Source organism: Brevundimonas sp. GW821-FHT10A07, from assembly GCF_059415785.1.
The window spans coordinates 57,950-74,530 of record NZ_JBWKNX010000012.1 but is presented as its reverse complement, the minus strand read 5'-3'; the positions used below and the strand labels follow the sequence as shown (position 1 = coordinate 74,530).

Annotated in this window: 19 protein-coding genes and 1 pseudogene; 13 read left to right on the top strand and 7 right to left on the bottom strand. The window is 67.7% G+C overall.

The genetic code is table 11. The features are described from left to right. Positions 1-5: 5 nt before the first annotated feature. Together AC07NC_RS11465 and AC07NC_RS11460 are read right to left on the bottom strand one after the other, a co-directional pair. Complete coding sequence (locus AC07NC_RS11465; RefSeq protein WP_494569628.1) at positions 6-686, bottom strand: SdpI family protein; 681 nt, start codon at positions 684-686, stop codon at positions 6-8. Further along, entirely contained in the window at positions 683-988 is a 306-nt protein-coding gene (locus AC07NC_RS11460; RefSeq protein ID WP_035308367.1) for a metalloregulator ArsR/SmtB family transcription factor, read from the bottom strand. Before AC07NC_RS11460 ends, AC07NC_RS11465 begins: the two co-directional genes overlap by 4 nt. 146 nt (positions 989-1,134) lie before the next feature. On the opposite strand from AC07NC_RS11460, the gene AC07NC_RS11455 reads away from it, so the two are divergent. The 3 genes and pseudogenes from AC07NC_RS11455 to AC07NC_RS11445 all read left to right on the top strand — a co-directional run bounded on the left by AC07NC_RS11455 (position 1,135) and on the right by AC07NC_RS11445 (position 4,647). Continuing rightward, entirely contained in the window at positions 1,135-3,372 is a 2,238-nt protein-coding gene (locus tag AC07NC_RS11455; protein ID WP_494569627.1) for a TonB-dependent receptor, read from the top strand. Then, positions 3,282-4,468 (top strand): annotated as a pseudogene (locus tag AC07NC_RS11450) (PepSY-associated TM helix domain-containing protein). Before AC07NC_RS11455 ends, AC07NC_RS11450 begins: the two are co-directional and overlap by 91 nt. Then, positions 4,465-4,647: a hypothetical protein gene (locus AC07NC_RS11445; RefSeq protein ID WP_035308374.1), complete on the top strand. Its 183-nt coding sequence runs from the start codon at positions 4,465-4,467 to the stop codon at positions 4,645-4,647. The pseudogene AC07NC_RS11450 and the gene AC07NC_RS11445 overlap by 4 nt, the downstream one beginning before the upstream one ends. A gap of 6 nt (positions 4,648-4,653) precedes the next feature. Here the strand turns inward: AC07NC_RS11445 and erpA are convergent, their stop codons facing one another. Further along, positions 4,654-4,971 carry an iron-sulfur cluster insertion protein ErpA gene (gene erpA, locus AC07NC_RS11440; protein WP_494569660.1) on the bottom strand — a complete coding sequence of 106 codons (318 nt, stop codon included), beginning with the start codon at positions 4,969-4,971 and terminating at the stop codon, positions 4,654-4,656. Between the two features lie 142 nt (positions 4,972-5,113). Here erpA and AC07NC_RS11435 point away from each other — a divergent pair, with 142 nt between their 5' ends. From AC07NC_RS11435 to scpB, 5 genes are all read left to right on the top strand, one after another. Next, entirely contained in the window at positions 5,114-6,304 is a 1,191-nt protein-coding gene (locus AC07NC_RS11435) for a deoxyguanosinetriphosphate triphosphohydrolase (RefSeq protein ID WP_494569626.1), read from the top strand. 80 nt (positions 6,305-6,384) lie between these two features. Beyond that, the gene (locus AC07NC_RS11430) at positions 6,385-7,167 is read left to right on the top strand and encodes an SPOR domain-containing protein (protein WP_494569625.1); all 783 of its coding nucleotides are present in this window, start codon (positions 6,385-6,387) and stop codon (positions 7,165-7,167) included. Continuing rightward, the gene (nagZ, locus tag AC07NC_RS11425) at positions 7,164-8,213 is read left to right on the top strand and encodes a beta-N-acetylhexosaminidase (protein WP_494569624.1); all 1,050 of its coding nucleotides are present in this window, start codon (positions 7,164-7,166) and stop codon (positions 8,211-8,213) included. Before AC07NC_RS11430 ends, nagZ begins: the two co-directional genes overlap by 4 nt. A 54-nt stretch (positions 8,214-8,267) precedes the next feature. Next, entirely contained in the window at positions 8,268-9,089 is an 822-nt protein-coding gene (locus AC07NC_RS11420; protein WP_494569623.1) for a segregation and condensation protein A, read from the top strand. Beyond that, on the top strand, positions 9,086-9,751 hold the full coding sequence (scpB, locus tag AC07NC_RS11415) for an SMC-Scp complex subunit ScpB (RefSeq protein ID WP_008262461.1): 666 nt from the start codon (positions 9,086-9,088) through the stop codon (positions 9,749-9,751). The genes AC07NC_RS11420 and scpB overlap by 4 nt, the downstream gene beginning before the upstream one ends. A 20-nt stretch (positions 9,752-9,771) precedes the next feature. Here the strand turns inward: scpB and ispH are convergent, their stop codons facing one another. Then, positions 9,772-10,743: a 4-hydroxy-3-methylbut-2-enyl diphosphate reductase gene (gene ispH / locus AC07NC_RS11410; protein WP_426026300.1), complete on the bottom strand. Its 972-nt coding sequence runs from the start codon at positions 10,741-10,743 to the stop codon at positions 9,772-9,774. Positions 10,744-10,980: 237 nt separating this feature from the next. On the opposite strand from ispH, the gene AC07NC_RS11405 reads away from it, so the two are divergent. The 5 genes from AC07NC_RS11405 to AC07NC_RS11385 all read left to right on the top strand — a co-directional run bounded on the left by AC07NC_RS11405 (position 10,981) and on the right by AC07NC_RS11385 (position 13,570). Next, positions 10,981-11,340 carry an AtpZ/AtpI family protein gene (locus tag AC07NC_RS11405; protein WP_008261665.1) on the top strand — a complete coding sequence of 120 codons (360 nt, stop codon included), beginning with the start codon at positions 10,981-10,983 and terminating at the stop codon, positions 11,338-11,340. A 6-nt stretch (positions 11,341-11,346) separates the two neighbouring features. Beyond that, on the top strand, positions 11,347-12,132 hold the full coding sequence (locus tag AC07NC_RS11400; protein WP_494569622.1) for a F0F1 ATP synthase subunit A: 786 nt from the start codon (positions 11,347-11,349) through the stop codon (positions 12,130-12,132). Positions 12,133-12,189: 57 nt separating this feature from the next. Beyond that, positions 12,190-12,414 (top strand): F0F1 ATP synthase subunit C, encoded by a 225-nt coding sequence (locus AC07NC_RS11395; protein ID WP_008261286.1) that lies wholly within the window; start codon positions 12,190-12,192, stop codon positions 12,412-12,414. 68 nt (positions 12,415-12,482) lie between these two features. Beyond that, on the top strand, positions 12,483-13,055 hold the full coding sequence (locus AC07NC_RS11390) for a F0F1 ATP synthase subunit B family protein (protein ID WP_008263958.1): 573 nt from the start codon (positions 12,483-12,485) through the stop codon (positions 13,053-13,055). Next, positions 13,055-13,570: a F0F1 ATP synthase subunit B gene (locus tag AC07NC_RS11385; RefSeq protein WP_494569621.1), complete on the top strand. Its 516-nt coding sequence runs from the start codon at positions 13,055-13,057 to the stop codon at positions 13,568-13,570. Before AC07NC_RS11390 ends, AC07NC_RS11385 begins: the two co-directional genes overlap by 1 nt. Positions 13,571-13,646: 76 nt before the next feature. On the opposite strand, the gene AC07NC_RS11380 is transcribed toward AC07NC_RS11385, so the two are convergent. The 3 genes from AC07NC_RS11380 to gcvPB all read right to left on the bottom strand — a co-directional run bounded on the left by AC07NC_RS11380 (position 13,647) and on the right by gcvPB (position 16,580). Then, complete coding sequence (locus AC07NC_RS11380; RefSeq protein WP_035309002.1) at positions 13,647-14,117, bottom strand: DUF6789 family protein; 471 nt, start codon at positions 14,115-14,117, stop codon at positions 13,647-13,649. Between the two features lie 133 nt (positions 14,118-14,250). Beyond that, the gene (locus tag AC07NC_RS11375) at positions 14,251-14,655 is read right to left on the bottom strand and encodes a hypothetical protein (protein ID WP_154725560.1); all 405 of its coding nucleotides are present in this window, start codon (positions 14,653-14,655) and stop codon (positions 14,251-14,253) included. Positions 14,656-15,011: 356 nt separating this feature from the next. After that, entirely contained in the window at positions 15,012-16,580 is a 1,569-nt protein-coding gene (gene gcvPB, locus AC07NC_RS11370; RefSeq protein WP_494569620.1) for an aminomethyl-transferring glycine dehydrogenase subunit GcvPB, read from the bottom strand. Position 16,581: the final 1 nt, after the last annotated feature.

Sequence of the window (16,581 nt, the reverse complement as noted above, 5' to 3'; positions counted from 1 at the left end):
GAGGTTCAGAAGGGCTGGCGGTCGGGATCGCTGCGCCAGACGCGCCAGCTCTCGAACACCGACAGGGCGGCGACGATCAGGACGGCGACGATCAGGGACAGGGCGCCGAGCGGCTGAGGCGCGAGCGGCGCGGCGATCAGGCCGATGAGGCCCAGCAGGAAGAACAGGCGTCCCGCCAGTCGGTTGGAACGGTCCCAGGCCAGGCGGCTCTTGTAGCTCCAGGGCGTGCGGACCCCGACCACCGGATTGGGCGCGACCCGGCCGAGGAAGGCGCCCAGGACCAGAAGGATCAGCGATACCCCCGCCATGGTCACGACCGGCCCGGTCTCGACCGTGGCGTCGCCCAGGCCCGTCCAGCTGATCAGCAGGCCGATGACGGTGAAGACGAACAGGCTTATGCCTTGGCCGATCCGCAAGGAACGGCCGCGCGAGGCGTCGCCTTCTGACACGGCGCGCAGGGCGCCCAGGCCCAGTCCCGCTGTGGCGATGAAGCCGATCAGGGTCATCCCGCCGAGGAAGGTCGCGAACTCGACCCGGCTGCCCCACCGATCCACCTGGAACTGGCCGTTCCAGTGCATCGGCATCGGCGTGGTCGGGCCGTTGAGGCCGACATGCAGGGCGAAGGCCGCCTGGACCGCGAAGACGGCGAGGGTCAGATAGTCCAGCAGCGACAGGCGATCCTTCATCGACGGGGCTCCTTTTGGGCCACGGGCAGGACTTGGGCGGTCTCGCCCGTTCCGGCGATGTCCATCAGAAAGGCCATGGCCTCTTCCACCGCCGAGATCTCCAGCCGGTAGCGAATGGTCTGGCCCTCGCGCTCGGGACTGACGAGGCCGGCCTCCTTCAGGGCGTTGAGATGACCGGTGATCGTCGGCCAGCTCATGTCGAAGCCGGCGGCGATGTCGCCCGACGCCAGGGGGCCGGCGCGCAGCATGGCGATGATGCGGCGGCGCACCGGATGCGACAGGGCTTTGAACAGGGCATTCATAGGTCTCACCCTAATTAGGGAAATAGCTAATTGCAAGTCGGGTGCGGCAAGACGCGCGGCCACGAGAAGGCGTTCGCCATTGCAAAGCAATCGCATCGGGGCGTATGCAGCCGCCACTCCCTGATTTTGAGAATATTTTGCAAGTCATGACCCGCCCGACCCGCCGTTTCGCCTGCGCCTCCAGCCTGCTGGCCCTTGCCGTCGCCGCGCCCGCCCTGGCCCAGGAGGCGCCGGCCGCGCCTGCCGAACTGGATGAGATCGTCGTGACGGGATCGCAGGTGCGACTGACCTCGGCCTATGCCGGCGGGCAGGTGGCGCGAGGCGGCCGGGTCGGCCTGCTGGGCAATATGGACGTGATGGACACGCCCTTCTCGACCAGCAACTACACCGAAACGCTGATCCGCGATCAGCAGGCGCGCGGCATCGGCGACGTGCTGCAGAACGATCCGACGGTGCGGGTGTCCAAGGGCTTCGGCAATTTCCAGGAGCTGTATGTGATCCGGGGCTTCCCGGTCTTCTCGGACGACATGAGCTACAACGGCCTGTACGGTGTGCTGCCGCGTCAGTTCGTGGCGGCCGAACTGATCGAGCGGGTCGAGGTGTTCCGCGGCGCCAGCGCCTTCCTGAACGGCGCCGCGCCGGGCGGGACGGGCGTAGGCGGCGCCTTCAACCTGACGCCCAAGCGCGCCGGCGAACCCCTGACGCGCCTGACGGCAGGGGTGTCGGGCAATGACGAGATCTACGCCGCGGCCGATCTGGCCCGTCGCTTCGGCGCAGAAGACCAATGGGGCGCCCGCCTGAATCTGGTCAGCCGCGACGGCGAGGGCTCGGTCGAGAACGAGAACGGCCAGCTGCGCGTCGTCGGCCTGGGCCTGGACCGCCGGGGCGAGCGCGCCCGATTCTCGGCCGACCTGGGCTGGCAGGACCACCGCATCGATGCGCCGCGTCCCAGCGTGACGCCGGGGACCGCCATCCCGGACGCCCCGTCGGCCGACAAGAATTTCGCGCAGCGCTGGACCTACACCGACGAGGAGCAACTGTTCGGCGCGGTGCGCGGCGAGTTCGACCTGACCGACAGCGTGACCGCCTGGGCGGCCTTCGGTGGGCGTCAAGGCAATGAAGACAACAGCCTGGCCAATCCGCGCGCTGACGCCGCTGGCGCGATCCGCGGCTATCGCTTTGACAACATCCGCGAGGACACGGTCTGGTCCGGCGATATCGGCGTGCGCGCCGACCTGACGACCGGGCCGGTCGAGCACCGTCTGGTGGCATCGGCCTCGCAGATCCAGTCGAAGTCGAAGAACGCCTGGGCGGCCTCGAGCTTCAGCGGCTATGCGTTCGGGACGCTGAGCAACCCGACCCTGTCGCCTGCGCCGGCCATCACCAGCGTATCGGGCGATCTGGATGATCCGAACGTGACCGAGCGGGTCAAGCACACCAGCGTCGCCGTGGCGGACGTGCTGTCCTTCCTGGACGGCCGCGTCCTGGCGACGGTCGGCGTGCGCTATCAGGAGATCGAGACCAAGTCCTACGCCTATGCCGACGGCGCCTTCGGCTCGGGCTATTCCAGCGATGCGACCACCCCGGCCTTCGCCCTGGTCTACAAGCCCAGCGACAAGATCTCGCTGTACGCCAACTATGCCGAAGCCCTCGTGCCAGGAACCACCGCGCCGACGCTGGCGAACGCGGTGGTGGCAGGCTGGGGAGACGCGGCCGTGCCAGTCACCGTCACCAACGGCGGCGAAGTGCTGGAACCTTTTCGCGCTGAACAGGCCGAAGTCGGAGTGAAGTATGACGCGGGGTCGTTCGGCGGCACGCTGAGCGTCTTCCGCACGACCCTGCCCAGCGCGCTGGTCTCGATCACCTCCAACGGAGATCCCGTCGCGGACGCCCGGCCTACAGGCGTCTATACCGACGGCGGCGAGCAGGAGAACCAGGGCGTCGAACTGACCGTCTATGGCGAGCCGGTCGCCGGCCTGCGCCTGATCGGCGGCGCGACCTGGCTGGACGCCGAGATCAACCGCTCGCTGACCGCCGCGAACGCGGGCAAATCCGCCATCGGCGTGCCGGACTTCCAGATCAACGCCAATGTCGAATGGGACGTGCCGATGGTCAGCGGCCTGACGCTGGAGGGCCGTGCGGTCCATACCGGCGCGCAGCCCGCCAATGCGACCAACACGCTGGAGTTGGAAGAGTGGACCCGGTTCGACGCCGGCCTGCGCTACGCCTTCGTCGCCGGCGGCAAGGATCTGACGGTGCGGGCGCGGGTCGAGAACCTCGCGGACGAGGACCAGTGGGTCGCCGTCGGGGGCTATCCGGGTTCGAACTATCTGACCCTGGGCGCGCCGCGTACCTTCCGCCTGTCGGTCTCGGCGGAATTCTGATCGGATGAAGACGCGGACCATCCGCGCCTGGTCCTGGACGCACAAATGGTCGAGCCTGGTCTCCACGCTCTTCCTGCTGATGCTGTGCGTCACGGGCCTGCCGCTGGTCTTTTCCCATGAGATCGAAGAGGTCCTGCTGGAGCAGGCGTGGACGCCGGCCAATCCGGGCGGACCGCTGCTGAGCCTGGACGAAGTGCTGGCCGCAGGCTTGGCGCTTCACCCGGGCGAGGTCCCCGCCTTCATGAGTTTCGACGAGGACCGACCGGTGGTGAACGTCACCAGCGTGGATCCGAACGGCCCGACCGGCGCCTACAGCTTCGAGCCGATCGACCAGACCAGCGGCGCGGTCGCCCCGCCGGTGGCCGGCCATCCGGTGATGGAGTTCCTGCTTCAGCTGCACACCGACATGTTCCTGGGCCTGCCGGGGATGCTGTTCCTGGGGCTGATGGGCCTGATGCTGATCGTGGCGGTGGTGTCGGGGGTGGTGCTGTACGCCCCCTTCATGCGGCGGCTGCCATTCGGCACGGTGCGCGCGGCCAAGTCGGCGCGGACGCGGTGGCTGGACTATCACAACCTGCTGGGCGTGGTGACCGTGGCCTGGGTGCTGGTGGTCGGTGCGACGGGCGTCGTCAACACCCTGGCCACGCCGATCCTGGCCTATTGGAAGAACACGGCGCTGAAGGAGCTGACCGTCGCCTATGACGCCCCCGCGCCGACCGGCGAGCGGGCCTCGCTGGATGCGGCGGTGGAGCGGGCGAAACGGGCGCTGCCGGGCAAGACGCTTCAGTTCGTGGCGTTTCCGGGGACCGACTATTCGACCGACCACCACTACGCCGTCTTCTTCCACGGCGACACGCCGCTGACGACCCATCTGACCACGCCGGCCCTGATCGACGCCCGGACCGGGGCGCTGGCGGCCGTGGCCCCGACGCCCTGGTATGTGAAGGCCCTGTCGCTGTCCCAGCCGCTGCACTTCGGCGACTATGGCGGGCTGGGGCTGAAAATCCTGTGGGCGCTGCTGGACCTGGCGACCATGGTCATCCTGGGGTCCGGCCTCTACCTCTGGCTGGTCAAGGGACGGCGGAAACCGGCATGAGCCGCAAGGATCTGACTATCTGGGCCATCTTCGGCGCGCCCGTCGCGGTCTTCGTGCTCAGCCTGACGGGGCTGATCGGCGCCCTGCTGGGAGACGGCGTCTGGGATGCGGTCTTTTCGGCCCTGCTGGCCTCGACAGTGATCGTCACCGTCTGGGCCTTGATCCGACGCCGACGCTGACCGCGGTCAGATCGAGAAGCTGACGCCGCAGCCGCAGCTGGAGGCGGCGTTTGGATTGCGGACCACGAACTGGGCGCCGGCCAGTTCGTCGACATAGGCGATCTCGGAATTCTTCAGGAAGGGGACCGAGACGGGGTCGATCAGGGCGGTCTGGCCGTCGGCCTGGATTCGCAGGTCGTCGTCCTCGGCCGTCTCGACCAGTTCGAACCGGTACTGGAAGCCCGAACAGCCGCCGCCGTCCACCGCCACGCGCAGCATCAGCGCCTTGCCCTCGGCCGCGCCCAGTTTGGCCAGGCGTTTGGCGGCGCTGGCGGCCAATATGATGCCTTCCGGCGCGCGCGTGGCGACACTGAAGGCGGGTGTGGACGGTTCTGTGGATTGGACGGTGCTCACGGCTGTCTATATGAGGCGCGCAAGGGCGTTCGCAAAGGGCCGCCCGCATCAAAGCAGCCTCAAAGTTGATGACTTGAGCCAGACACCTCTCGCCCCCTACGCCGAACGCGCCGATCTGACCAAGGGCCGCCGCTTCTTCGAGCCCCCCAGCCGCACCCGCACGGCCTTTGCGCGCGACCGCGACCGCATCATCCATGCGACGGCGTTTCGGCGTCTGAAGGAGAAGACCCAGGTCTTCGTCGCGCATGAGGGCGATCACTATCGCACCCGCCTGACCCATTCGCTGGAGGTGGCCCAGATCGCCCGGTCGTTGGCCCATGCGCTGAGGCTGGACGACGATCTGGCCGAGACGGTCGCTCTGGCCCACGATCTGGGCCACCCGCCCTTCGCCCATGCGGGCGAGGACGAGCTGGTGATCCAGATGGCCGACCACGGCGGTTTCGACCACAATGTCCAGAGCTTCCGCGTCGTGACCGAGCTGGAGAACCGCTATCCGCAGTTCGACGGGCTGAACCTGAGCTGGGAGACCGTCGAGGGGGTCATCAAGCACAATGGCCCGGTGTCGCACCGGCTGGACGAGCCGGCCTGGTCGGTGGTGCGGCCCTACCGGACGGGCGGGGAGGCGGGCTGGGATCTGCGCCTGGGCACCTTCGCCTCGCTGGAGGCCCAGTGCGCCGCCATCGCCGACGACATCGCCTACAACAACCACGACGTGGACGACGGGGTGCAGGCGGGGCTGATCACCCTGCAAGACCTCGATCAGGTGCCGCTGATCGGACCCATGCTGGCCGAGGTGCGGCGCGACTGGCCGGCCATCGACGACCGGATGCTGCGGATCGAGGCCGTGCGGCGGATGATCGGCGTCATGGTCGAGGACGTCCTGGCCGAGACGGCGCGGCGGCTGGAGGAGGACCGGATCGGCTCGACCGAGGATGTCCGCACGGCGAAGCGGACCATGGTGGACTTCTCGCGGTCCATGCACGCGGACCTGGCCGTCCTGCGCAAGTTCCTGTTCGAGCGGATGTATCGCCACTACCGGGTCAACCGGACGCGCAGCCAGGCGCGACGGGTGCTGTCGCAGCTGTTCGAGCTATTCATGGCCGAGCCGGAGGTGATGCCGCCGGAGTGGGCCGTGCCGGCGGCCACCGAAGATCGGACCCAAAGGGCGCGCGCCGTGTGCGATTACATCGCCGGGATGACCGACCGCTACGCGATAGAAGTCCACCAGAAACTGTTCAGCCTCGACCTGGCCCTCGATCTGTGATTCGAAAGACGGCGGCGGGGCGTTAAACTCATTATTCGGCGCGCCGATTCGCAGCGCCGGACCCACGGCGGAGTGCGACCATGTCTTTCGATGACGAAAACCGACCGGGCCGGGGCGCCTATACGCCCCCGACCGACGACGACCTGCCCTTCCGTCGCAACTCCTATGATCCGCGCAGCGGCCGCAACGTCGGTTCGGGCGGGGGCAAGGCGCCGCCGGTGACTTTGATCATCAGCGCGGTGGTCCTGCTGGTCCTGATCATCGCCGTGATCTTCTTCTATCGTTCGGGCATGCGCGCCTCGACCGACGCGCCGCCCGCCGTGGGCCAGCCCGTCGGCGAGATGAAGACCGCCCCGCCCGTGGACGCCCAGCCGGTGGATCCGGCCGACGGGGTGCGGGTCTATCGCGATGAGGCCGAGACGACCGACGCGCCCGTCACCTTCACCCCGCCGCCCGAGGCGCCCAAGCCGCGTCCGGCCGCACCGCCCGCCGCCGCCCCGACCGGACGGGGCTTGCCGCCGGCCAAGGCCGCCCCGGCTGCAACCCCGGCCGCCCCTGCGCCGCGTCCGGCCGCCCCGGCCCCCGCAGCGGCGACGCCTGCGCCGGCCGCCGGCGCCGCCACGGGTTCCGCCTCGGTCCAGATCGGCGCCTTCTCCTCCACCGAGATCGCCGACCGCGAATACGCCGCCGTCGCGGGTCGCTTCGGCCAGTACGCCTCGGGCGCCCAGAAGCGGGTGACCGAAGTCACCTCGTCCAGCGGTTCGACCCTGTACCGCACCACCTTCTCGGGCCTGTCGCGCGAGCGGGCGGTCGCCTTCTGCAACGCCCTGAAGGCCGCCGGACGGGATTGCATCGTTCGGTGACCTCCGCCGCCATCTACGGCTGTTCGGGCCACCGGCTGACGGAGGAGGAACGCGCCTTCTTCGCCGAGGCGCGGCCCTGGGGCTTCATCCTGTTCCGGCGCAATATCGACACGCCGGAACAGGTGCGGGCCCTGACCGACGAACTGCGCGCCGCCATCGGCGACGCCGACGCGCCCATCCTGATCGATCAGGAGGGCGGGCGGGTCCAGAGGATGGGACCGCCCCACTGGCCCAAATACCCCCCCGCGAGCGCCTATCTGAAGGCGGCCGGAGATATCGACGCCGCCCGAGAACTGGTGCGGTTGGGTGCGCGGCTGATGGCGCACGACCTGCGCGAGGTGGGAATCAATATTGATCTGCTGCCGGTGCTGGACGTACCTGTGCCCGGCGCCCACGACATCATCGGCGACCGCGCCTATGGCCGCGATCCGCAGACCGTGGCCCTGCTGGGTCGCGCGGCGGCGGAAGGATTACTAGCGGGCGGGGTGCTGCCCTGCGTCAAACACATGCCGGGCCACGGTCGCGCTTTCGCCGACACCCACAAGGACTTGCCGACGGTCCATGCCGATCTAGAGACCTTGGACGCCTGGGATTTCGCGCCGTTCAAAGCCCTGTCCGACATGCCGATCGGCATGACGGCGCACATCGTCTTCACCGCCATCGACGCAAAACGCCCCGCCACCCAGTCCAAGAAAGCGATCCGACTGATCCGCGAGCGTCTTGGCTTCGGCGGTCTGCTGCTGTCGGACGACCTGGTGATGAACGCCCTGTCCGGCAGTCTGACCCAGAGGGCGCACAAGGCGCTCAAGGCGGGATGCGACGTCGTGATCCACTGGAACGGCGACATGGATGAGATGCGTCAGGTCGCCGAGGGAGTCGGACCGCTGAAGGGCGGGGCGCTTCGCCGGGCCGAGGCGGCGATGGCGCGGATCGTGCGGGTTCCAGAACCCCTTGATCCGGTCGCGGGCCACGAACGCTTCTTCCGGGCGATGGCGGGCAAGACGGACGCGGCCAAGGGGCCGGACGTGGGCGAGGCGCAGGCATGAGCCGCCTGGACCTGATCGGCCCCAAGCCGCGCGAAGCGCGGTAGGCCGACAAGGATGACCGACGCCTTTCAGCCCAATCTTGATTTCAGCGCCGCCGCCGAGGTCGAGGAGCGCGAGGCCTTCGTCGTCGATCTGGACGGCTACGAGGGGCCGTTGCACGTTCTGCTGGCCCTGGCGCGGACCCAGAAGGTCGATCTGCTGAAACTGTCGATCACCCGGCTGGCGGAACAATATCTGGCCTTCGTGCACGAGGCGCGGCGCAGGAATTTCGCCCTGGCGGCGGACTATCTCGTGATGGCGTCCTGGCTGGCCTATCTGAAGTCTCGCCTGCTGTTGCCGCGCACCGAAAAGGACAAGGGCGAGGAGCCGCCGGCCGAGGCCATGGCCGCCGCCCTGGCCTTCCGGCTGCAAAAGCTGGAGGCCATGCGCAAGGCGGTGGACCAGCTGATGGCGCGGCCCCAGCTGAAGCGCGACGTCTTCACGCGGGGCGATCCCCAGGCGACGGTGATCGTCCCGTCCGACCGGATCGACGCCAGCCTGTATGACCTGATGAGCGCCTATGTGACCCAGCGCCGCCGCGAGGAGGGGCGGCGCTATTCGCCCGGCCAGCGGGTCGAGGCCTTTCCGCTGGAGGCGGCGCGCGACTGGCTGCGCGAGATCATGCCCCGGCTGGCCGACTGGACCCCGCTGGACCAGGTGGCGCCCCATCGCGAAGACGACGAAGGGCCCAGCCAGGCCAGCTATACCGCCTCGACCCTGTCGGCCAGCCTGGAGCTGGTGAAGGAGGGCGCCATGGACATTCGCCAGACGGCGCCCTTCGCGGAGCTGTATCTGAAACGCCGTGGAGGCGGACATCCGGTGGAGCTGACGCCGTGAGCGATCTCTCCTTCCAACCCGACGATGGCGAGATCGAGCGCCGGGTCGAGGCGCTGTTGTTCGCCGCCGCCGGTCCCTTGAGCGCCGCCGAGATCGCCGGCCGTTTGCCCGAAGGCGCCGACGTCGCCCGCGCCCTGTCGGGCCTGCGCGCCCGATACGAGGGGCGGGGCGTGGAGCTGGACTGCGTCGCCGACCGCTGGCGGTTCCGCACGGCGGCGGATCTGGCCTTCATGATGACCGAGGAGCGAGAGGAGCCCCGCCGCCTGTCCAAGGCCGCGCTGGAGACCCTGGCCATCATCGCCTATCACCAGCCCGTCACCCGCGCCGAGATCGAGAGCGTGCGGGGCGTCACCCTGTCGAAGGGCACGCTGGACCTGCTGCTGGAGATGGGGTTCGTGCGTCTGCGCGGGCGCCGACGGACGCCGGGCCGGCCCGTCACCTACGCCACCGCAGATCGGTTCCTTGAACATTTCGGCCTGGCGACCCTGTACGACCTGCCGGGCGTGCAGGAAATGAAGGCGGCGGGCCTGCTGGACCTGTCGCTGCCCGTCGGCTTTGAACTGCCGGATCCCGGACGAGGCGCGGACGTCGACGAGGACAGTCTGACGAACGAAAACGACGCGCCGGAGTTCGCGCAGGACTTTGTCGGCGAGGAACGCTAGGCGGGATCGATAGAGGGGCGTCAGGTCGTCAGCAGCCGAGGCAGCTTGAAGGTCACGGTCTCGCGCGCCCCCCCGTCCTCGGTGACGGTGGCGTCGAACCGTTCCGCGATGGCGTCCACCAGGGCGGCGATCAGAGGTTCAGGCGCTGACGCTCCGGCGGTCACGCCGACCGTCTGAACCCCGTCGAACCAGCTCCAGTCCACCTGGGAGGCGTCGTCGACCAGCCGGGCGTCACGGGCGCCGGCGCGCATCGCCACCTCGACCAGCCGGGCCGAGTTGGACGAGTTCTTGGACCCGACCACCAGCACCAGCTCGCACCCTTCGCCCAGCACCTTGACCGCGTCCTGGCGGTTGGTGGTGGCGTAGCAGATGTCTTCCTTGTGCGGGTCGGGCAGTTCGGGGAAGCGCCGCTTCAGCACCTTCAATATGCCCGCCGTGTCGTCGACCGACAGGGTGGTCTGGGTCGCATAGGCCAGGGGGGCGTCGCCGGGCCGTTCGAACGATTCGGCGTCGGCCTCGGTCTCGATCAGGCTGATGGCGCCCGGCGGCAGTTGACCCATGGTGCCGATCACCTCCGGATGGCCGGCGTGGCCGATCAGGATGATATGGCGGCCCGCGTCATGATGACGCTCCGCCTCCACATGGACCTTGGACACCAGGGGGCAGGTGGCGTCGAGGAACAGCAGTTGTCGCGCCTGGGCGTTGGCGGGAACCGACTTGGGCACGCCGTGGGCCGAGAAGACGACCGGCCGGTCGTCCGGGCATTCGTCCAGTTCCTTGACGAAGATCGCGCCCATGGACTTCAGCCGCTCGACGACATGGCGGTTATGGACGATCTCGTGGCGCACATAGACGGGGGCGCCGTATTTCTCGATCGCGCGCTCGACGATCTGGATCGCCCGGTCCACGCCCGCACAGAAGCCGCGCGGCGTCGCCAGCCGCACCGCGATGGGGCGGCGTTCGGGCGAGGGGGCGGGGACGTGCATGTTCATGGCCGCAACCTAGTCGTTCGCGCGACATATCGCCATGCAGGGCGACCGAATCCCTGGTCTTGAACAGCGACGCATCGCCACGGTCAGGCCTTATCCGGCGAAAATCGAGTTCGAACAAAGATTTAACCTCCGTTCACGACGCCTTGACCTCTTGGCCGCTCACGATTAGTTTCCGCGCCGAATTCAGACCCGCCCAAACACATTGTTTGAGCGCTGAGAGCACAGGTCCTGTCCCCCATGTCGGAATCGCGCGAAGAGGCGATCAAACGCCTCCAAGACAGCGCATCCGCATTGGAGGCGCGGACCACGGTGGAGAAATCCGCCGAGCTGACCGGCCATCAGGTGTCGGGTCAGGCCTACAAGATCATCGCCGAGCTTCTCGGCGGCGTCTTCGTGGGTCTTGCGGCGGGTTTCATCGCGGACTGGGTCTTCGGGACCCGTCCGTGGGGTTTGATCGGCGGGGTCCTGTTGGGCTTCGCCTTGTCGATTTACATGGCGCGTCGCACAGCCAACCGGTTGATGGCGCAGGCCAAGGCGTTAGGGACGTCGGCTCCGGCCGATCCTTATGTCGAGGCCGACGAAGACGGGGAACGATAGGGCTTCATGGCCGATCCGATTCATCAGTTTCAGATTCAGAAGGTCATCGATCTTCCTGACGTGACCCTGCCCCTTCTGGGTACGGTCGATTTGGCCGTGACCAATTCGCACATCGCCATGACGGCCGCCTTCGTCGTGATCGTCGGCTTCCTGGCCGCCGTGACCTCGAACGCCCAGGTCGTGCCCGGTCGTCTGCAGGCCGCAGGCGAGGGCGTGTTCGGCCTGATCGACAATCTGGCCGATTCCATCATCGGTCATGAAGGCCGCAAGTATTTCCCGTTCGTCTTCACCCTGTTCATGCTGATTCTGGGCATGAACATCCTGGGTCTGTTCCTGACCTTCACGGCGACGTCGCAACTGGCCATCACCGTCACCTTCGCCCTGATCACTTTCGGTCTGGTGCTGGTGGTCGGGTTCGCCAAGAACGGCCTGGGCTTCTTCAAGCTGTTCTGGCCGATGGGCGCACCGCTGGCGCTGCGTCCGGTCGTCGGCCTGATCGAGTTCGTCTCCTTCCTGCTGCGTCCGGTCACACTGGCGCTTCGTCTGTTCGGCAACATGCTGGGCGGCCACGTGGCGCTGAAGATCTTCGCCGGCTTCGTCGTCTCCCTGGGCCTGCTGGGCCTGGGCGGCGGCGTCGGCCTGCTGGCCTTCCCGGTTGCGGCCCTGTCGCTGGGCATGGTCGTGGCGCTGACTGCGCTGGAGTTTCTCGTGGCCTTCCTTCAGGCCTTCGTCTTCGCCGTTCTGGCCTGCATCTATCTGAATGATGTGGTCAACCTGGACCACGCCCACTAAGGGCAGGACCAGTCTCTTCACCCCAACCACCAACGACTTAAATCTAGGAATACAATCATGGACGCTGAAGCCGCCAAGTACATCGGTGCCGGTCTCGCAACCCTGGGCATGATCGGTTCGGCCCTGGGCGTGGGCAACATCTTCGGTCAGTTCCTGGCCGGCGCCCTGCGCAACCCGTCGGCCGCCGCCGGCCAGGTCGGCAACCTGTTCGTGGGCGCCGCCCTCGCCGAAGCCCTGGGCATCCTGGCCTTCGTGCTCGGCATCCTGATGATCTTCGGCTGATATCAGCCGATACCGGCGCGCGGGGCTCGCCCGCGCGCCGTTTCATCTGATCCTGCAGCAGACGGTTCATGGCCAGCACCCACACCAATCATGCGGTTCCGGCTTCGGTCGAAGCGGACCTGCACGCCGAGACGGCGACCGCCGCCGAGCACGGCTCGGGCGGCCTGCCGCAATTCCAGTTCGAACACTGGGCGGGACAGATCGGCTATCTGCTGATCCTGTTCGTCATCCTGTATGTTCTGGTCTCCAAGGTCTTCGCGCCTCGCCTTCGCAAGGTGATGGACGAGCGGGCCGATACGATTTCCAACGCCGTCGCCACCGCGCGTCAGGTTCAGGCCGAGGCCGCCGACCAGGCTGCTCAAGCCCAGGCTGAAGTCGCCAAGGCCCGCGCCGACGCCCGCGCCATGGCCGCCGCCGCCAAGGCCCGCGTGACCGAAGACGCCGCCGCCCGCCAGGCTGCGGAAGAAGCCGTCGTCAACGCCCGCATCGCCGAGGCAGAGACCGCCATCGGCAAGACCCGCGACGCGGCCATGGCCAATGTCGCCGTGATCGCCTCCGACGCCGCCGCCGCCATGGTCGAGCGCCTGACCGGCAAGGCCGCCACCTCGGGCGAGCTGGCTACGGCCAAGGGAGCCGTCTGATGAACCTGATCTTCGAACACGGCATCTGGAGCTTCGCCAATGCGGAGATCTGGGTCGGGATCGGCCTGCTGATCTTCTTCGGCATCCTGGTCGCCGTCGGCGTGCCCAAGATGGCCGGCGCCGCCCTGGACGCCAAGGGCGCCAAGATCCAGGCCGACCTGGACGAGGCCGCCCGTCTGCGCGCCGAGGCCGAGGCCCTGCTGGCCCAGATCCGCAAGGAAAAGGCCGAGGCCGAGGCTCAGGCCGCCGAGATGATGGCCCAGGCGGAAGCCGACGCCCGTCGTCTGGAAGTCGAATCCAAGGCCAAGCTGGAAGAGACCCTGGCCCGTCGCCAGAAGATGGCCGAGACCCGCATCGCCCAGGCGGAGGCCCAGGCCTCGGCCGAGGTCAAGGCGGCCGCCGCCGACCTGGCCGCCAAGGCCGCGGAACAGATCCTGGCCGCCCGCCTCGCCGGCGGCGCCAAGGATCCGCTGCTCGACGCCGCCATCGCCCAGATCGGCGACCGCCTGAACTGAGCACGGCCGGCTTAGCCGAACGAAAAAAGGCCCCCGGCGTCGCTGGGGGCCTTTTCTTATGTCCGAACGGCCGCTGTCAGTGGGCGGTGGCGCCGCCCATGAAATGCGCCGCCTGGCGCTTCTCGCGTGTCACCAGCCGGGCGTAGACATTGCCCAGCACGATGCCGAACACCGCATGGGTGATCAGCAGCCAGCCGATGGTGCCGAAGCCGGCGGCGGCCGAGAAGGTCCGGTAATCGCCCAGCATCAGGATGGCCCCCATCATCACCACCCAGGCGCCGACGGCGAAGACGATGCCCTTGGTCTCGGGGGTATCGGTGGGCAGGCGGGGACACATCAGACCGAACAGCGGCCCCAGGATGAAGACGCCGCTGAAGGCGTGGATCGCCCAGCCGACGGCCATGTTTCCAGGCATGCCGATCATTGTGGCGATGACCCCCTGGAACGGGTCGAACCAGTTCAGGAACAGGTTGGGTATTTCAAGCAAGGAAACGGCGACGGTCGCGGCGACGCCCGCGATCATGCCCTTTTGTACGCGTGACATCATGACCTTAGCGCCTCCCAACGCATTTGGTGGTTCTCTGATAACGCCCAGACAGAATACGCCTGTGGAGGGAGAAGGGCGTTCACGATGATGTGGTTAGCAGTTGCGACAACGCAACCGCGAGACGGTCTGTCAACTAGCGGAAAAGCTTCCGGAAATAGCGACGAAGCATCTTCCGCAACCGCGTCAGACGTCGGCGGGGTCTCTTAAGCACGACCTTCTCGGCGCGCAGGGCCTGCTGCCAGAAGACAGGAGCGAACTCCGGCTTTTTGCGCATGAGCCGCCGGAACGGATAGACCCATTTGGGCCGGGCGTACTGGGCACGAATGAACAGCCGCTTGGCCCAGAAGGAGCTCTTCAGGATCAGCATCAGGCCGACGGCGATGACGGGAATGCCGCCCGGACCCGGCAAGGGCGCGATCAGAATTCCCAGAAGCACCACGAACAGCCCGCCCGCCATCAGCGCCCAACGCTTCAGCGCGCGAAGCGTACGGCTGCGCGCGCGGTAGGACGGAAGGCGGATCGCAGTTGCGAAGGTCAAGTCGGCGCCAGACAGAGAGGAGGGAGGTCCTGTGACAATGATCGTCACGACCGCCCGATCCCGACTCGGGAGAGGAAAGAGCGACCGTGGCCAGCCTGCCACAGGCTCGTTAAGACCGTGTGTCCATGGCCGATCCGTGTCTACGGCGTGAAGCTTTGGTCATGATTGATCAAGGGCTTCTGGCTGTTGCCGCCAGGACACAATAAGGGGCGATCACCCCTCCTCAACCTTCGTCATCCTCGCCCTTGTGGCGAGGATCCATACTCCCGATGTTTCCGCAGAATGCGCCTTCGTCAGGCGCTGGGAGTATGGATCCCAGGGACAAGCCCTGGGATGACGGGGCCTATCCGTCGCCCTTACGCCGCCTGGTTCGACCTTGCCGGCGCGGTCCAGCGCAGCACCGGCGAGCGGGCGGCGCGGGTTTCGTCCAGGCGGCGCAAGGGGGCGTGGAAGGGCGCGCCCTTGAAGCGGTCGACGTCGCCGGCTGTCGCCGCCTCGGCCAACAGGCGCATGGCGTGGATGAAGCGGTCCAGTTCGGCCTTGGACTCGGTCTCGGTCGGCTCGATCAGCATCGCCCCGTGGACGACCAGAGGGAAATACATGGTCATCGGGTGGAAGCCCTCGTCGATCATCGCCTTGGCGAAGTCGAGCGTGGTGATGTCCGTGCCCTTCAGCCATGCGTCGTCGAACAGGGCCTCGTGCATGCAGGGGCCATCGGGGAAGGCGGGGCTCATCAGGTCCTGCAGGCGGGCCTTGATGTAGTTGGCGTTCAGCACCGCGTCCTCGGCCACCTGACGCAGGCCGTCAGCGCCGTGCGACATCATGTAGGACAGGGCGCGGACATACATCCCCATCTGGCCCTGGAAGGCGCATAGCCGGCCAAAGGCCTGCTCGGCCTCGTCTTCCTCGCGCTCGATCAGGCGATAGCCGCCGTCGTCATGCACGACCCAGGGGGCCGGGGCGAAGGGCGCCAGGGCTTCCGACAGGACCACCGGACCCGCGCCCGGACCGCCGCCGCCGTGCGGCGTCGAGAAGGTCTTGTGGAGGTTGATGTGCATCGCATCTACGCCCAGATCGCCCGGACGAACCCGGCCGACGATGGCGTTGAAGTTGGCGCCGTCGCAGTAGAAATAGGCGCCGGCCGCGTGCGTCAGGCGGCTGATCTCCAGGATGTCGCGCTCGAACAGGCCGCAGGTGTTGGGGTTGGTCACCATGATGGCGGCGACGTCGTCGCCCAGCTTGGCGGCCAGGTCGGCGACGTCCACGCGGCCGTCCTCAGTCTGGGCGACCTCGACGACGGTGTAGCCGACGAAGGCGGCGGTGGCCGGATTGGTGCCGTGGGCGCTGGTGGGCACCAGAACCTTGCGGCGCTTCTCATGCTGGCCCGAGGCCTCGTGGGCGGCGCGGATGGCCATCAGGCCGCACAGCTCGCCGTGCGCGCCCGCCTTGGGCGACAGGGCGACGGCGGGCATGCCGGTCAGGGTCTTCAGCCAGTGGGCCAGCGTGTCCATCAGTTCCAGCGCGCCCTGCACCGTCGAGATCGGCTGCAAGGGGTGGATGTCCGAGAAACCGGCCAGGCGCGCCATCTTCTCGTTCAGGCGCGGGTTGTGCTTCATCGTGCACGAACCCAGCGGATAGATGGCCAGGTCGATGGCGTGGTTCTTCTGGCTCAGGCGCACATAGTGGCGCATGGCCTCGGGCTCGGACAGGCCGGGCAGGCCGATCGGATCCTTGCGGACCAGGTCGCCCAGGTCAGAGCCGTCCGTCTTGGGCTCAGCCAGATCGACGCCGGTCTTGCCCCAGCCGTCGCCTTCGAAAATCAGGGCTTCGTTCTGCAACAGGCCGCGGCCGCCGGTCAGGGTGGCGGGCTTGGTCGTCACGGCGTTCGGAGCGGTCGGACGGCCGACGGTGTTCATGGTGCTCATG

Coding starts and splice junctions, on each gene's coding strand:
- AC07NC_RS11465 (WP_494569628.1), bottom strand. CDS start 686: ATGAAGGATCGCCTGTCGCTGCTGGACTATCTGACCCTCGCCGTCTTC.
- AC07NC_RS11460 (WP_035308367.1), bottom strand. CDS start 988: ATGAATGCCCTGTTCAAAGCCCTGTCGCATCCGGTGCGCCGCCGCATC.
- AC07NC_RS11455 (WP_494569627.1), top strand. CDS start 1,135: ATGACCCGCCCGACCCGCCGTTTCGCCTGCGCCTCCAGCCTGCTGGCC.
- AC07NC_RS11445 (WP_035308374.1), top strand. CDS start 4,465: ATGAGCCGCAAGGATCTGACTATCTGGGCCATCTTCGGCGCGCCCGTC.
- AC07NC_RS11430 (WP_494569625.1), top strand. CDS start 6,385: ATGTCTTTCGATGACGAAAACCGACCGGGCCGGGGCGCCTATACGCCC.
- AC07NC_RS11420 (WP_494569623.1), top strand. CDS start 8,268: ATGACCGACGCCTTTCAGCCCAATCTTGATTTCAGCGCCGCCGCCGAG.
- ispH (WP_426026300.1), bottom strand. CDS start 10,743: ATGAACATGCACGTCCCCGCCCCCTCGCCCGAACGCCGCCCCATCGCG.
- AC07NC_RS11405 (WP_008261665.1), top strand. CDS start 10,981: ATGTCGGAATCGCGCGAAGAGGCGATCAAACGCCTCCAAGACAGCGCA.
- AC07NC_RS11400 (WP_494569622.1), top strand. CDS start 11,347: ATGGCCGATCCGATTCATCAGTTTCAGATTCAGAAGGTCATCGATCTT.
- AC07NC_RS11395 (WP_008261286.1), top strand. CDS start 12,190: ATGGACGCTGAAGCCGCCAAGTACATCGGTGCCGGTCTCGCAACCCTG.
- AC07NC_RS11390 (WP_008263958.1), top strand. CDS start 12,483: ATGGCCAGCACCCACACCAATCATGCGGTTCCGGCTTCGGTCGAAGCG.
- AC07NC_RS11385 (WP_494569621.1), top strand. CDS start 13,055: ATGAACCTGATCTTCGAACACGGCATCTGGAGCTTCGCCAATGCGGAG.
- AC07NC_RS11380 (WP_035309002.1), bottom strand. CDS start 14,117: ATGATGTCACGCGTACAAAAGGGCATGATCGCGGGCGTCGCCGCGACC.
- gcvPB (WP_494569620.1), bottom strand. CDS start 16,580: ATGAGCACCATGAACACCGTCGGCCGTCCGACCGCTCCGAACGCCGTG.